This window comes from Falsiroseomonas oryziterrae, from assembly GCF_021864505.1.
Classification (GTDB): Bacteria; Pseudomonadota; Alphaproteobacteria; order Acetobacterales; family Acetobacteraceae; genus Falsiroseomonas; species Falsiroseomonas oryziterrae.
In genome coordinates this window covers 1-14,921 of the sequence record NZ_JAKJIB010000067.1, presented here as the reverse complement: position 1 = coordinate 14,921, position 14,921 = coordinate 1, and the positions used below count along the sequence as shown (strand labels likewise).

Here is a 14,921-nt window from a genome sequence, read left to right as displayed (position 1 = left end):
CTGCGGCGCCTCGCCGAGCCGCCCGGCCGCATGGTGCCGGTAGCCGAGGTGGTGGCGCTGCACTGCGCCGCGCGCGCGCATCTGGGCGAGGCCGCGGCGGATGCGGCCGCGCGCGAGGCGGGGCGGCTGACCGCGCTCTACCTCCTCGCCAACCGCATCCCGCGCCCGCTGCAGGCGGTGCTCAAGCGGCTGCCGGCGGGTTGGGCCGCGCGCATCCTGGTCAGGGCGATCGGCAACCACGCCTGGACCTTCGCCGGCAGCGGTCGCTTCCGGGCGATCCCGGGCCGGCCGATGCGGCTCGAGATCGCGGACGGCCCGATCCCGCGCGCCGGCGCGGCGGACCATCCGGTCTGCGGCTACTACGCTGCCACCTTCGAGACGCTGTTCCGCGCCCTCGTCAGCCCGCGCACGCAGGTGGAGGAAGTGGCCTGCGAAGCCATGGGCGCCCCCGCCTGCGTCTTCGAGCTGCGCTGGTAGCCAAGGCGACGCGCGCGAAACCCGTTGACTCGACTGTCAAGAAAGACTGACACTCCGGTTTGACAGGATCACATGACGGTCCGGCCTCGCGCGACCGGGTGCGGGGCGTCGGTCAGGGAGTGTCCGCATGGACGTCGCCGCGCGCATCGAGGCCAGCCTTGCCGACGCCGTCCTGCTGGCCGAGGCGACTGGCGCGCCGCCCCGGCTCGCCGCCGCCATGCGCCACGCCGTCTTCCCGAAGGGAGCGCGGATCCGCCCGCGCCTGACGCTCGCCGTGGCAGGCGCTTGCGGGGACGACCGGCCTGCGCTGGCCTCCGCCGCCGCTGCGGCGATCGAGCTGTTGCATTGTGCGAGTCTTGTACATGACGACATGCCCTGCTTCGACGACGCGGAGACGCGGCGGGGCAAGCTGAGCGTGCATCGCGCCTTCGGCGTGCCGCTGGCGGTGCTGGCGGGCGATGCGCTGATCATCCTCGCCTTCCAGATCCTCTCGCGCGCCACGCCCTGCGCGCCGGAGCGACTCGGCCCGGTGTTGGCGGCGGTCGGGGACGGCGTCGGCGTGCCGTTCGGCATCGTCGCCGGCCAGGCCTGGGAATGCGAGCCGGCGGTGGATTTGTCCGAATACCAGCGCCAGAAGACCGGCGCCCTCTTCGCCGCCGCCGCCGTCGCGGGGGCTGCCGCGGCCGGCAATGCCGAGGCCGAGGCCTGGCGCCTGCTCGGCGACCGGCTCGGCGAGGCCTACCAGGTCGCCGACGACCTGCGCGACGCGGTGGAGACCGAGGCCGCGATCGGCAAGCCGGTCGGCCGTGACGCCGCGCTAGGCCGTCCAAGCGCGGTCGCGGCCTTCGGCCTGGGCGGCGCCGTCGCCCGCCTGCGGGATTTGTCCGAATCCGCCGTCGCCGCCATCCCCGATTGCCCCGGCCAGGCCGCGCTGCGGGCGCTGATGCTCCAGGAGGCGCAGCGGCTCGTGCCCCGAAAACTCGCCACCGTCGCATGAGCGCCTCGGCCGGCCTGGAGGCGCCGGTGCAGCCGAGCTGGCGCGACCGGTTCCGCGCGTGGCGCGAAGGGCTGACCGCTTCGCCCGGATTCCGCAGCTGGGCGGCCGGCTTCCCGCTCACGCGGCCCTATGCGCGGAAGCGCGCGCGGGCGCTCTTCGATCTCTGCGCCGGCTTCGTCTATTCGCAGGTGCTCTTCGCCTGTGTCCGGCTCCGCCTGTTCGACCTGCTGCAGGACGGGCCGGTCGAGGAGCAGGTGCTGGCGGCGCGCATGGAGTTGCCGCCCGAGGGGGCGCTCCGCCTGCTCCGGGCCGCCGCTGCTCTCGAACTTGTGACGCGCCGTGACGATGGGCGCTGGACGCTTGGCCCGCTCGGCGCCGCGATGATCGGCAATCCGGGGATCGCCGCGATGGTGGAGCACCACGCGCTGCTCTACGCGGACCTCGCCGACCCCGTCGCCCTGCTGCGCCGCCCGCGCGGCGGCAATGCGCTGTCGGGCTACTGGGCCTATGCGGGCGCCGACACGCCCGGCGCGCTCGGGCGTGAGCACACGCATGACTACACGGCGCTGATGGCCGCCTCGCAGCCGATGGTGGCCGAGGAGGTGATCGCGGCCTACGACTTCCGCCGCCATCGCTGCCTGCTCGACATCGGCGGCGGCTCGGGCGCCTTCCTCGCCGCCGTCGCGGCCTCCGCGCCGGAGCTGCGCCTGATGCTGTTCGACCTGCCCGCCGTGGCGGAGCAGGGCAGGGAGCGCTTCGCGCGCCTGCGGCTGGATGCGCGCGCCACGGCCCATGGCGGCGATTTCACGCAGGATCCGTTCCCCCAGGGCGCGGACCTGATCAGCCTCGTGCGCGTGCTGCACGACCACGACGATGACGTCGTCGCGGCTCTTCTGCGCCGTGTCCGCGCCGCGCTGCCGCCTGGCGGGCGGTTGCTCATCGCGGAGCCCATGTCGGGCACCAGCGGCGCTGAGCCGGCCGGCGACGCCTATTTCGGCTTCTACCTCCTCGCCATGGGACGCGGTCGTCCGCGCACGCCCGCTGAGCTGCAGTCGATGCTCGCCGCGGCCGGCTTCGCGACGTCTCGCCTTCTTCCCACCCGCACCCCGCTCCTCACCCGCGTGCTTGTCGCGGACGTCGCGGCTGCCTGACGAACGGGTGTCAGTTTAGCTTGACATAATTCGTTGTCAGGCTAACCTGACGCCCAAACCAGACGTAACAAAGGCCCAACGGACCTCCCGTGGACACCCTCGCCGTCGTTCTCGAAGCGCCTGAGCAGCTCGCCTTGAGCCGCCTCGACCTCACCGCCCCGGGCGAGGAGGACGTGGTGGTGGACGTCGAGTGGAGCGGCATCAGCACAGGGACGGAGCGCCTGCTCTTCACCGGGCGCATGCCGCCCTTCCCGGGCATGGGCTATCCCCTTGTGCCGGGCTACGAATCCGTCGGGCGCATCGTGCAGGCGGGCGAACGGGCCGCTCGTCGCGTCGGCGAGCGCGTCTTCGTCCCCGGCGCGCGCTGCTTCGGCCCGCGTGACGGCCAGCCTGTGCGCGGGCTGTTCGGCGGCGCGGCGCGGCGCCTCGTCGTGACGGCCGCGAAGACCGTGCCGGTCGAGGATTCGCTCGGCGACCAGGCCGTGCTGATGGCGCTCGCCGCCACCGCGCAGCACGCGATCGCGCCAGGTGTCGTCCCGCCCGACCTCGTCGTCGGGCATGGCGTGCTCGGCCGCCTGATCGCACGCATCGTCGTCGGCATGGGCGCGCCGTCGCCCACCGTGTGGGAGCTCAATCCGCAGCGCGCCGACGGCGCGCGCGGCTACCAGGTGCTGGCGCCGGACGACGATCCGCGGCGCGACTATCGCTGCATCTGCGACGTCAGCGGCGATTCGAAGCTGCTCGACACGCTGATCTCGCGCCTTGCGCCGGGTGGCGAGGTGGTGCTGGCCGGCTTCTACAGCGCGCCGCTCTCCTTCGCCTTCCCGCCCGCCTTCATGAAGGAGGCGCGGATCCGCGTCGCCGCGGAATGGCGCGAGCCCGACCTCGCGGCGGTGCGCGCCCTCATCGCCGAAGGACGGCTGCCGCTCGACGGCCTCGTCACGCATCGGCGCGACTACGCCTCCGCGCAGGAGGCCTACCGGACGGCGTTCGAAGATCCGGGCTGCCTGAAGATGGTGCTCGACTGGAGGAACTGCCAATGAACGCCCCCGCCGGGTTCCCGCCTTCGCGCGATCCGCAGGCCTCCATGGCCGAGAAGCTGCGCCAGGAAGCGGTCGAAGGGCCGGATCCGGTGCACACCGCGCCTCCGAAGAAGCAGACGCAGATCATCGCGATCTACGGCAAGGGCGGCATCGGGAAGTCGTTCACGCTCGCCAACCTCAGCTACATGATGGCGCAACAGGGCAAGCGCGTGCTGCTCATCGGCTGCGACCCGAAGAGCGACACGACGAGCCTGCTGTTCGGCGGCAAGGCCTGCCCGACCATCATCGAGACCTCGTCGAAGAAGAAGGCGGCCGGCGAGCAGGTCGCGATCGGCGACGTCTGCTTCAAGCGCGACGGCGTCTTCGCCATGGAGCTCGGCGGACCGGAGGTCGGCCGCGGCTGCGGTGGCCGCGGCATCATCCACGGCTTCGAGCTGATGGAGAAGCTCGGCTTCCACGATTGGGACTTCGACTTCGTCCTGCTCGACTTCCTGGGCGACGTGGTCTGCGGCGGCTTCGGCCTGCCGATCGCGCGCGACATGTGTCAGAAGGTCATCATCGTCGGCTCCAACGACCTGCAGAGCCTCTACGTCGCCAACAACGTCTGCTCGGCCGTCGAGTATTTCCGCAAGCTCGGCGGCAATGTCGGCGTCGCCGGCCTGGTGGTGAACAAGGACGACGGGACGGGCGAGGCGCAGGCCTTCGCGCAGGCGGTCGGCGTCCCGGTGCTCGCCGCGATCCCCGCGCACGAGGACATCCGGCGCAAGAGCGCGAACTACGAGATCGTCGGCAAGCCCGGCGGCGAGTGGGCCCCGCTGTTCGAGGCGCTCGGCGTGCAGGTGGCCGAGGCGCCGCCGCTGCGCCCGACGCCGCTGACGCAGGAAGGGCTGCTCGGCCTGTTCAAGGGCGACGTGGTCGGCCGCGACGTGGTGCTGCAGCCCGCGACGCAGGAGGACATGCGCGCCGCCGGCGCCGTCGCGAAGCCCTCCCTTGAAGTGGTCTACGAGGGCGCCTGACGGATGGACACGCTCCCGCCCAGGGCCGCGCCTGAAGGATCCGGTTGCCACGGCGGCCGCGACACGATGGACGCCGCTGCGCGTGCGGCGGGCAAGTCCGAGACGATGGACCGGCTCGCCAGGGACTATCCGCGCGGGCCGCACGACCAGCCGCAGAGCATGTGCCCGGCCTTCGGGTCCTTGCGCGTCGGACTGCGGATGCGGCGCGTGGCGACGATCCTCTCGGGCAGCGCCTGCTGCGTCTACGGCCTCACCTTCACCAGCCATTTCTACGGCGCGCGCCGCACGGTCGGCTACGTGCCCTTCAATTCCGAGACGCTGGTGACGGGCAAGCTGTTCGAGGACATCCGCGACGCGGTGCACGAGACGGCGAAGCCCGAGGATTACGACGCCGTCGTCGTCACCAATCTCTGCGTCCCGACCGCCTCGGGCGTGCCGCTCGACCTGCTGCCGAAGGTGATCAACGGCGTGCGGATCATCGGCATCGACGTGCCGGGCTTCGGCGTGCCGACGCATGCCGAGGCGAAGGACGTGCTGGCCGGCGCCATGCTGCGCTATGCGCGGCTGGAGGCCGAGGCCGGTCCCGTGGCGCGGCCGCGCAACCTGGTCGAAGGCGAGCGCACCGTCGCGCTGATCGGCGAGCTGTTCCCGGCCGATCCGATGGGCATCGGCGCGCTGCTGGCGCCGATGGGCCTGGGCCTCGCCCCGCAGACGCCGGCGCGCGAATGGCGCGACCTCTATGCCGCGCTCGACGCGGTCGCCGTCGCGGCCGTGCATCCCTTCTACACCGCCTCGATCCGCGAGTTCCGGGCGGCCGGCCGCCCCGTGGTCGGCTCCGGCCCGGTCGGCGTCGAAGGGACGGCCGCCTGGATGGAGGCGATCGCCAAGGCCGCCGATGTGCCCGCCGCGATGCTCGATGCGGCCAAGGCCCGCATGCTGCCCGCCATCAAGGGCGCGATGGCCGGCGCGCCGATCCAGGCGCGCATCACCGTCTCGGGCTACGAGGGCTCGGAGCTGCTGGTCGCCCGCCTGCTGTCGGAGGCGGGCGCCGAGGTGCCCTATGTCGGCACGGCCTGCCCGCGCACCGAATGGTCGGATCCCGACCGCGAATGGCTCGAGGCGCGCGGGACGCATGTGCAGTACCGCGCGAGCCTTGAGCAGGACGTCCACGCGATGCTGGATGCGAAGCCCGACCTCGCGCTCGGCACGACGCCGCTGGTGCAGAAGGCGAAGGAGCTCGGCATCCCCGCGCTCTACTTCACCAACATGATCAGCGCACGGCCGCTCTTCGGGCCGGCCGGCGCCGGCTCGATGGCCGGCATCGTCGCCGCACAGACAAGCGGACGCGAGCGCTTCGCGCGCATGGTGTCGTTCTTCGACGGCGTCGGCACGCCGGAGCGCGCCGGCTACGGCTTCAAGGCCAAGCCCGAGGACCCGCCCGGCTTCCGCGAGCGGCAGCGCAAGCTGCGCGCCGCCAAGGCCAAGGCCGAAGAAGCGGTGGGGACCTAGCGCCATGCTCGTCCTCGACCATGACCGGGCCGGCGGCTACTGGGGGGCGATCTACGCCTTCGCGGCGATCCGCGGCTTGCGAGTCGTGATCGACGGACCTGTCGGCTGCGAGAACCTGCCGGTTACGGCGGTGCTGCACTACACCGATGCGCTGCCGCCGCACGAATTGCCGATCGTCGTCACCGGGCTGGACGAGGATTCGCTTTCGCAGAACGGCACCGAGCCGAACCTGAAGCGCGCCGCTGCGACGCAGGATCCCGATCTCCCGGCCGTCGTCGTCACCGGCTCGATCGCCGAGATGATCGGCGGTGGCGTGACGCCGCAGGGCAGTAACCTGCAGCGCTTCATCTGCCGCACCATCGACGAGGACCAGTGGCAGGCCGCCGACCGGGCCATCATGTGGCTCTGGAACGAGTTCGGCGCGCGTGGGCGCAAGGTGCGGGCGCGCAACCCGAAGCTCGGCGACAAGCCGCGCGTGAACATCATCGGGCCGATCTACGGCACCTTCAACATGCCGTCCGACCTGGCGGAGATCCGGCGCCTGGTCGAGGGCATCGGCTGCGAGGTGAACCTGGTCTTCCCGCTCGGCAGCCATGTCGAGGACATCGCGAAGCTGCCGGATGCCGACGTCAACATCTGCATGTACCGCGAGTTCGGCCGCAAGCTGTGCGAGGAGCTCGACCGGCCCTGGCTGCGGGCGCCGATGGGGCTGTTCGCCACCACGAACTTCCTGCGCAAGCTCGGAGAGCTGACCGGGCTCGACCCGGAGCCGTTCATCGAGCGCGAGAAGCACACGACGATCAAGCCGCTCTGGGATCTCTGGCGCAGCGTCACGCAGGACTTCTTCGCCAGCGCATCCTTCGCGGTGGTCGCGACGGAGACCTATGCGCGCGGACTGCAGCGCTTCCTCGGCGAGGAGATGGGCGTGCCCTGCGCCTTCGCCTTCGCCCGCAAGGCCGGCGAGAAGCCGGACAATGCGGCGGTGCGCGTGGCGATGAAGGCGTCGCCGCCGCTGGTGCTCTTCGGCTCCTACAACGAACGCATGTATGCGGCCGAGCTGAAGAGCCGCGCGATGTACATCCCGGCGAGCTTCCCGGGCGCGATCATCCGGCGGGCCACCGGCACGCCCTTCATGGGCTACGCGGGCGCGACCTACATCGTGCAGGAATACTGCAACGCGCTGTTCGACGCGCTGTTCCACATCCTGCCGCTCGGCACCGACCTCGACCGCGTCGAGGCGACGCCGGCGCGCACGCCCGAGCCCTGGGACGACGAGGCCGTCAGGATCCTCGATGAACGCGTGGAGGCGGAGCCCTTCCTGCTCCGCATCTCCGCCGCGAAACGCCTGCGCGAGCAGGTGGAGAAGGCCGCACGCACTGCTGGGGAGCAGCGCGTCACAGCGGACCGTGTCGCACGCACGCTCATGGAGAGCGTCGCATGAGAGCGGTTCCCCAGCGAATCCCGCGTGTCGCGTCGCTCCGGATCTATCCGGATCGCGCGGCTCGTGGGGCCGCCATGGCGGTTCGCCGCCTGGCAAACCCCGCCGCGGGGCTCTGCGCGGTAACGGCCGCAAGGCCAATAGGAGGCTCGATGGATGGCCGAAGGTTCGCGAACCGGCCTGACTGAGGGCGAAGCGCGGGAGATCCACCGCCTGTTGATCCAGGGGTGGGCTTTCTCCGTCTTCGCCTCCATGGGCGCCCACATCCTCGTCTGGCTGTGGCGACCCATGGTGTACGGCAACCAGATCGTCCCGCCCGACTGGCGCTTCTTCTGAACGGACGAAGGAGAACAGTCCATGCACAAGATCTGGATGGTAGTTGACCCGCGACGCTCGCTGTTCCTGGCGATGGTCGGAGTCATCGCCGTGGCGGCGCTGATCCACTTCGTGGTGCTCAGCTCGCCCCGTTACTGCGACCACCTCGGGTGGTGCGCGACCTCGCCGACCTTCACGCCCGGCCAGCCGGTCGGAAGGTAGCGGAGATCGCGATGTCGCCCCGCGGCAGTGGGCAGGCACGACTTCACCGCGGCAAATCCTCCGCATCGTCTGATGCGGAGGCGCCGCGGCGCGGCGGGCCTCGCCCGCTGCCCGGGACGACGGCGGGTTCAGGCAGGTTTTTGCCTGGCCAGGATGGGAGCCTCAATCCATGGCGATGCTGACCTTTGAACAGAAATACCGGGTCCGCGGGGGCACGCTGGTCGGCGGCGACCTGTTTGACTTCTGGATCGGACCTTTCTGGATCGGCTTCTTCGGTGTCACGACGGCGTTCTTCACGTTCCTCGGCACCGGGCTGATCCTCTACGGCGCGGCGATACAGGGCACGTGGAATCCCTGGCTCATCAACATCGCGCCGCCCGACCTTGCCTATGGCCTGCGGCTCGCGCCGATGCGCGAAGGCGGCCTGTGGCAATGGATCACCTTCTGCGCGATCGGCGCCTTCGTCTCCTGGATCTTCCGGCAGGCGGAGATCTCGCGGAAGCTCGGCATGAGCTACCACATCCCGGTCGCCTACAGCGTCGCGGTCTTCGCCTATGTCACGCTTGTGGTGATCCGCCCGCTGCTGATGGGCGCCTGGGGCCACGGCTTCCCGTACGGGATCTGGAGCCACCTCGATTGGGTGTCGAACGTCGGCTACCAGCACCTGCACTTCCACTACAACCCGGCGCACATGATCGCGGTGACCTTCTTCTTCACCACGGTGCTGGCGCTGGCGCTGCACGGTGCGCTGGTGCTCTCGGCCGCGAACCCGCCGAAGGGCGAGGTGATGAAGGCCGCCGAGCACGAGAACGCCTACTTCCGCGACCTCATCGGCTACTCGATCGGCACGCTGGGCATCCACCGCCTTGGCCTGTTCGTCGCGCTGTCGGCGGGCTTCTGGAGCGCGGTCTGCATCGTGATCAGTGGTCCGTTCTGGACCCGCGGCTGGCCCGAGTGGTGGGGCTGGTGGCTCAACCTGCCGATCTGGCGCAACTAGGAGAGGGCACGACACATGACGGCCTTCGTCCAATACCAGAACATCTTCACGCGGATCCAGGTCCGGCCGCCGGCGCCCTATCCCGGCGTTCCGCTGCCGCCCGAGGACATCGCGCGTGAAGGCACCCCGGTGTTCAACCACCTGTTCGGACGCTTCGGCGACGCGCAGGTCGGGCCGATCTACCTGGGCATCATGGGCGTGCTGTCGATCGCCTTCGGCACGCTGGCCTTCGTGATCATCGGATTGAACATGCTGGCCTCGGTGCAGTGGAACATCATCCACTTCGTCCGCGACCTCTTCTGGCTCGCGCTCGAGCCGCCACCGGCGAAGTACGGCCTGCAGTTCCCGCCGCTCCGCGACGGCGGCTGGTGGCTCGTCGCCGGCTTCTTCCTCACGCTGTCGGTGCTGCTCTGGTGGGCCCGCACCTATCGCCGGGCGCGCGCGCTCGGGATGGGTACGCATGTCGCCTGGGCCTTCGCCGCGGCGATCTGGCTCTACCTGGTGCTGGGCTTCATCCGGCCGATCGCCATGGGCAGCTGGAGCGAGGCGGTGCCCTTCGGCATCTTCCCGCACCTCGACTGGACCGCGGCCTTCTCGATCCGCTACGGGAACCTCTTCTACAACCCGTTCCACGCGCTCTCGATCGTCTTCCTCTACGGCTCCACGCTGCTCTTCGCGATGCATGGCGCCACGATCCTGGCGCTGGGCCGCTACGGCGGCGAGCGCGAGCTCGAGCTGATCGCCGACCGCGGCACGGCGGCCGAACGCGGCATGCTCTTCTGGCGCTGGTGCATGGGCTTCAACGCCAGCTTCGAGAGCATCCATCGCTGGGCCTGGTGGTTCGCGGTGCTGTGCCCGCTCACCGGCGGCATCGGCATCCTGCTCACCGGCACCGTGGTGGACAACTGGTACCTCTGGGCCGTCGAGCGCCACTTCGCGCCCGCCTACCCGCAACTCTGGGCGCCGGTGCTTGACCCGGCCCTGGCGCAAGGAGCCGCGCGATGAGGCCGCTCAAGCTCAGTTGGACTGCGCAGGCCCTGATCGTCCTGGGCCTACTGCTGGTGGGCCTGATCATCCTGCTCACCTTCGAGCGGCCGCCGGTCCGCACCGAGCAGATCGGCTTCCGCGGCGTGGCGATGGAGCAGCTCCAGAACCCTCGCACCGCACGCCAGGTGGCGGCGCGGAACGTCGTGCCGGCCGCCCCCGAGGCGGCCGACACCGACGGCGACAAGGCGCGCGACATCTACGAGAACGTTCAGGTCCTGGGCGAGCTCAGCGCCGCGCAGTTCGGTCGCCTGATGGTCGCGATGACGGAGTGGATCGTGCCGCAGCACATCCGGGACAACCCGGACAGCGCCAATGGCTGCGCGTACTGCCACAACGTGCAGAACATGGCGTCCGACGAGGTGTACACGAAGGGCGTGACGCGTCGGATGCTGCAGATGACGCGCACCATCAACGCCGACTGGGGTAACCACGTCGCCCAGACCGGCGTCACCTGCTACACCTGCCACCGCGGCCAGCCGGTGCCGGCCTATGCCTGGGGCCGTCTCGAAGGCATCGACAACCGCGCGGGCCTCGCTGGCCCGACGGGCCAGAACCGGCCGACGGCGGCGATCAACTACTCGTCGCTGCCCTTCGACCCGTTCACGCCCTTCCTGCTGCGTGACGACGACATCCGCAACATCACGCCGCGCACCTGGCTGCCCGGCAACAACGCGGATGACGTTCGCATCGCGGAGTGGACCTACTCGCTGATGGTCCACATGTCGCAAGGCCTCGGCGTGAACTGCACCTTCTGCCACAATAGCCGCGCCTTCGGCAGCTGGGAGCAGAGCCCGCCGCAGCGGCTGACCGCTTGGCATGGCATCCGCATGGCGCGCGCGGTCAACAACGAGTACGTCGAGCCGCTGACCCCGCTCTGGGTCCGCAACCCGCGCGGCCCGGCGGATTTCCAGACGTCGCATGCGCGCCTCGGCCCGCAGGGCGACGCGCTGAAGGTCAACTGCGCGACCTGCCACCAGGGCGTGAACCGCCCGCTGCTCGGCGCGCCGATGCTGCGGGACTACCCGGAGCTGAACCTCGTCGGCCGCGGTCCCCTGCGGACGAGCGAGGCGACGGCGCCGGCCGGGGCGTCGCGCAACTAGGCGACGCCTGACCGATGACACGCACGCGGCCGGCATGCCCTTGCACGGGTCTGCCGGCCGCGGCATGTCCGGGCCCTGCCCATGTCCTCGCTTGTCACCTATGCCGGCCTCTTTGCCGTCGCGCTCGGCGCCGCCTCCATCCTGCCGATGCAGTCGGAACCGGTGCTCGTCGCGCTGTTGCTTCTCGCCGAGCAGCCCGTTTGGGCGCTGGTGGCGGTGGCGAGCCTCGGGAACACGCTCGGCTCCTGCGTCAACTGGCTGCTCGGCCGCTGGGTCGAGCGCTACCGGGACCGGCGCTGGTTTCCGGTGCCGCCCGACAAGCTCGCCAGGGCCGAGGGCTGGTACCATCGCTGGGGCCGCTGGTCGCTGCTCATGAGCTGGGCGCCGATCGTCGGCGACCCGCTCACCGTCATTTCCGGTGTCCTGCGGGAGCCGTTCTGGTCCTTCCTGCTGCTGGTCGCGATCGCCAAGACCGGCCGCTACGTCGTGCTGACGCTCGCCACGCTGGGCCTGACCTGACCCCAGCCTGGAGCCGGGCGGAAGGAGTGCCATGCTCGATTCCATGAGCGACCCGCGCCCGCATGCGGTGGTCATCGGCGCCGGCTTCGGCGGGTTGGCCGCGGCCGTCCGACTGGGCGCGCGCGGCTGGCGCGTGACCGTCGTCGAGAAGCTCGATGCGCCGGGCGGCCGCGCCTATGTCTTCCGGCAGGACGGCTACACCTTCGACGCCGGCCCGACCATCATCACCGCGCCCTACCTGCTCGAGGAGCTGTGGGCCTTGTGCGGCCGGCGGATGTCGGACGATGTCGAGCTGCGCGCTATGGATCCCTTCTACCGGATCCGCTTCGACGACGGCACGGTGATGTCTTGCTCCGCCGACCCGGAGGCAACGCGAGCCGAGGTCGCGCGCATCGCGCCCGAGGACCTCTCCGGCTTCGAGCGCTTCATGCGGGATTCCGAGGCGATCTACCGCGTCGCCTTCGGCGAGCTGGCCGATGTCTCCTTCCACAGCCTCGGTACGCTCCTGAAGGCCGTGCCGGATATGATCCGGCTGCAGGGCTACCGCACGGTGTTCGGGAAGGTGGGCGACTACTTCACCAATCCGAAGCTGCGCATCGCCTTCAGCTTCCACCCGCTGCTGATCGGTGGGAACCCGATGACCACCACGGCCTACTACTGCCTGATCGCGCATCTCGAGCGGATGCATGGCGTGCACTACGCGATGGGCGGCATGGGCGCGCTGGTGAACGGGATCGCCGGGCTGGTGGATGGCCTCGGCGGCCATATCCGCTGCAATGCGGAGGTCGAGGAAATCCTGGTGGAGAACGGCCGCGCGGCCGGCGTGCGTCTTGCCTCCGGCGAGCGGATCCGTGCCGACGTCGTGGTCTCCAACGCTGATGCGGGCTGGACCTATTCGAAGCTGCTGGCGCGCCATCCGCGGCGTCGCTGGACCGACCGCAAGGTGGCGCGCGCGCGCTACTCGATGAGCCTGTTCGTCTGGTACTTCGGGACGAACCGCAAGTTCGACGATGTGTATCACCACACCATGGTGCTCGGACCGCGCTACGAAGGGCTGCTGAAGGACATCTTCACACGCAAGCGCTTGGCTGACGACTTCTCGCTCTACCTGCATCGCCCGACGATGACCGATCCCTCGCTCGCCCCGCCCGGCTGCGATGCGTTCTACGTTCTTTCGCCGGTGCCGCATCTGGGCAGCGGGGTGGACTGGTCCGAGCGCGCCGAACCCTACCGCGCGGCGATCCAGGAGAGGCTGGAGGAGACGGTGATGCCGGGCCTCGGCGATGCGATCGCGACGTCGCGCGTGCTGACGCCGCAGGACTTCCGCGACCGGCTGCTGTCGGTGAACGGCGCCGCCTTCTCGCTCGAGCCGCAGCTGTTCCAGAGCGCCTGGTTCCGACCGCACAACAAGTCGGAGGAGGTGGAGGGTCTCTACCTTGTCGGTGCCGGCACGCATCCTGGCGCCGGGGTGCCGGGGGTGATCAGCTCTGCCCGCATCCTCGACCAGCTTGTGCCGGAAGGCGTCGCCTACCGCCGCTGAGCGTCACGCGGGGACGGGCAGGGCGATGCCGCGGCGCAGGCCGCCCGCGCGATCCTCCAGGACGCGCGCGGCGGCGAGCCGGCCGGACATCGCGGCCATCGGGATGCCGGCGCCCGGATGCACCGATCCGCCGGCGCAGTAGAGGCCGGGGACTCGCGTGACGCCGCCGGGCCGCGCGAAGGTGCCCGTGGCCCCGTGCCCGGCGCGGCCATACAGCGCGCCGCCACTGGCCGGGAACAGGCCGGCGAAGCCGGTCGGCGTGGTCGGGACGGCGTCCGCCTCCTGCAGGCCGAGCTCGAGGCCGCAGGCACGCAGCAAGGCGAGCGTGCGCTGCGCCAACTCCGGCACCTGTGGCGCGAAGTCGCGCCGGTCGCCGTCGGGCGGCGCGTTGATCAGCAGCAGCAGGCGCTCCGCCTCGCCCGGCGCCACCTCGCCGGTGCCGCGGTCCTGCGCGCAGATGTAGACGGTGGGCGCCGCGCAGATGTCGCGGCGGCGGAAGACCGCGTCGAACTCCTCGGCGTAGTCCTCGGCGAAGAACACGTTGTGGTGCAGCAGCGGGAAACCGGCGGTCGGCACGTGCGCGCACCAGGTGACCGCCGAGAGCGATCGCCCGGCATCGGGCGTGTCGGGCGCGGCGGGTCGCGCCGCCTCGCCCAGCATGCCGCGCGCGAGCGCCGCGACGTCGCCGTTGAAGACCACGGCGTCGGCCTCGATCCGCTCCCCATCCGCCAGCACGACGCCCCTGGCCCTGCCACCCTCGACGAGGATCTCCGCCACATGCGCGCCGAAGCGGAAGCGCGCGCCCTGGCGTTCGGCCAGGCGGCGCAGGGCCTGGGCCACGCGCACCATGCCGCCGCGCACCAGCCAGACGCCGTCCTGCTCGACATGGGCGATCAGCATCAGCGTCGCCGGCGCGAGGAAGGGCGAGCAGCCGGTATAGGTCGCGTAGCGGCCGAAGAGCTGCCGCAGCCGCGGATCGCGGAAGTGGTCGCCGAGCGCGCCCCACATGCTGCGCCACGGCGCGGTGCGGACCAGCGCGTCCAACCGCCCCCAGCCGACACGGTTCACGAGGTCGAGCGGCGAGGGGCGCTCCGCGGCAATGAAGGATCCGACCAGCGTGCGATGGATGTCGCGCGCGCGGTCGCAGAAGGCGAGGTACCCGCGCGCTTCCGCTGCGCCGGCGAACTCGCCGATCGCCTCGGCCGAGCGCGGGATGTCAGCGAACAGATCGAGCCTCCCGCCTTGCCGCCAGGCATGCCGTGCCAGCGTCTCGGCGGGGATCAGGTCGAGGCTGTCCTCGATGCGCTCGCCGGCCTCGGCGAAGAGGCCCTCGAAGATCCAGCGCATGGTGAAGACGGTCGGGCCGGCATCGACCCCGTTCACCTGCCGCATCTTGCCGCCGGAGACGGCCGCGCGTTCCAGCACCGTCACCTCGGCGCCGCGCCGCGCGAGGTCCACCGCCGCGGCCAGGCCGCCCATCCCCGCGCCGACCACCACGACGCGGTCACGCCGCGCGGGGCGCGCGGGCAGCGCGCCATCCATGGCTCAGG

At 70.9% G+C, this 14,921-nt stretch carries 15 protein-coding genes; 14 read left to right on the top strand and 1 reads right to left on the bottom strand.

The window, feature by feature from the left end; translation table 11 throughout:
- The 14 genes from bchJ to L2I40_RS08150 form a co-directional block, all read left to right on the top strand.
- A partial coding sequence (bchJ, locus tag L2I40_RS08215) for a bacteriochlorophyll 4-vinyl reductase (protein WP_308116418.1) occupies nt 1–477 on the top strand: 477 nt, incomplete at its 5' end.
- 127 nt (nt 478–604) lie between these two features.
- Nucleotides 605–1,474: a polyprenyl synthetase family protein gene (locus L2I40_RS08210; protein ID WP_237214421.1), complete on the top strand. Its 870-nt coding sequence runs from the start codon at nt 605–607 to the stop codon at nt 1,472–1,474.
- Nucleotides 1,471–2,625 carry an acetylserotonin O-methyltransferase gene (locus L2I40_RS08205; RefSeq protein ID WP_237214420.1) on the top strand — a complete coding sequence of 385 codons (1,155 nt, stop codon included), beginning with the start codon at nt 1,471–1,473 and terminating at the stop codon, nt 2,623–2,625. The genes L2I40_RS08210 and L2I40_RS08205 overlap by 4 nt, the downstream gene beginning before the upstream one ends.
- A gap of 89 nt (nt 2,626–2,714) precedes the next feature.
- Nucleotides 2,715–3,668, top strand: a complete 954-nt coding sequence (bchC, locus tag L2I40_RS08200) for a chlorophyll synthesis pathway protein BchC (RefSeq protein WP_237214419.1) — start codon at nt 2,715–2,717, stop codon at nt 3,666–3,668.
- Entirely contained in the window at nt 3,665–4,684 is a 1,020-nt protein-coding gene (locus L2I40_RS08195; protein WP_237214418.1) for a chlorophyllide a reductase iron protein subunit X, read from the top strand. Before bchC ends, L2I40_RS08195 begins: the two co-directional genes overlap by 4 nt.
- Before the next feature lie 66 nt (nt 4,685–4,750).
- Nucleotides 4,751–6,193: a chlorophyllide a reductase subunit Y gene (gene bchY / locus L2I40_RS08190; protein WP_456305735.1), complete on the top strand. Its 1,443-nt coding sequence runs from the start codon at nt 4,751–4,753 to the stop codon at nt 6,191–6,193.
- Between the two features lie 4 nt (nt 6,194–6,197).
- Entirely contained in the window at nt 6,198–7,634 is a 1,437-nt protein-coding gene (gene bchZ / locus L2I40_RS08185; RefSeq protein WP_237214416.1) for a chlorophyllide a reductase subunit Z, read from the top strand.
- 153 nt (nt 7,635–7,787) lie between these two features.
- On the top strand, nt 7,788–7,967 hold the full coding sequence (locus L2I40_RS08180; RefSeq protein WP_237214415.1) for a light-harvesting protein: 180 nt from the start codon (nt 7,788–7,790) through the stop codon (nt 7,965–7,967).
- 21 nt (nt 7,968–7,988) lie between these two features.
- On the top strand, nt 7,989–8,168 hold the full coding sequence (pufA, locus tag L2I40_RS08175) for a light-harvesting antenna LH1, alpha subunit (protein ID WP_237214414.1): 180 nt from the start codon (nt 7,989–7,991) through the stop codon (nt 8,166–8,168).
- Between the two features lie 169 nt (nt 8,169–8,337).
- Nucleotides 8,338–9,165, top strand: a complete 828-nt coding sequence (gene pufL / locus L2I40_RS08170) for a photosynthetic reaction center subunit L (RefSeq protein ID WP_237214413.1) — start codon at nt 8,338–8,340, stop codon at nt 9,163–9,165.
- 15 nt (nt 9,166–9,180) lie between these two features.
- On the top strand, nt 9,181–10,170 hold the full coding sequence (gene pufM, locus L2I40_RS08165) for a photosynthetic reaction center subunit M (RefSeq protein ID WP_237214412.1): 990 nt from the start codon (nt 9,181–9,183) through the stop codon (nt 10,168–10,170).
- A complete protein-coding gene (gene pufC / locus L2I40_RS08160; RefSeq protein WP_237214411.1) occupies nt 10,167–11,312 on the top strand; it encodes a photosynthetic reaction center cytochrome PufC in 1,146 nt (381 codons plus the stop codon). The genes pufM and pufC overlap by 4 nt, the downstream gene beginning before the upstream one ends.
- Before the next feature lie 81 nt (nt 11,313–11,393).
- Nucleotides 11,394–11,831, top strand: a complete 438-nt coding sequence (locus tag L2I40_RS08155) for a YqaA family protein (RefSeq protein ID WP_237214410.1) — start codon at nt 11,394–11,396, stop codon at nt 11,829–11,831.
- A gap of 31 nt (nt 11,832–11,862) precedes the next feature.
- Nucleotides 11,863–13,371 (top strand): phytoene desaturase, encoded by a 1,509-nt coding sequence (locus L2I40_RS08150; protein WP_237214409.1) that lies wholly within the window; start codon nt 11,863–11,865, stop codon nt 13,369–13,371.
- Between the two features lie 3 nt (nt 13,372–13,374).
- Here L2I40_RS08150 and crtD read toward each other — a convergent pair whose 3' ends face one another.
- On the bottom strand, nt 13,375–14,913 hold the full coding sequence (gene crtD, locus L2I40_RS08145) for a 1-hydroxycarotenoid 3,4-desaturase CrtD (RefSeq protein WP_237214408.1): 1,539 nt from the start codon (nt 14,911–14,913) through the stop codon (nt 13,375–13,377).
- Between the last annotated feature and the right edge of the window lie 8 nt (nt 14,914–14,921).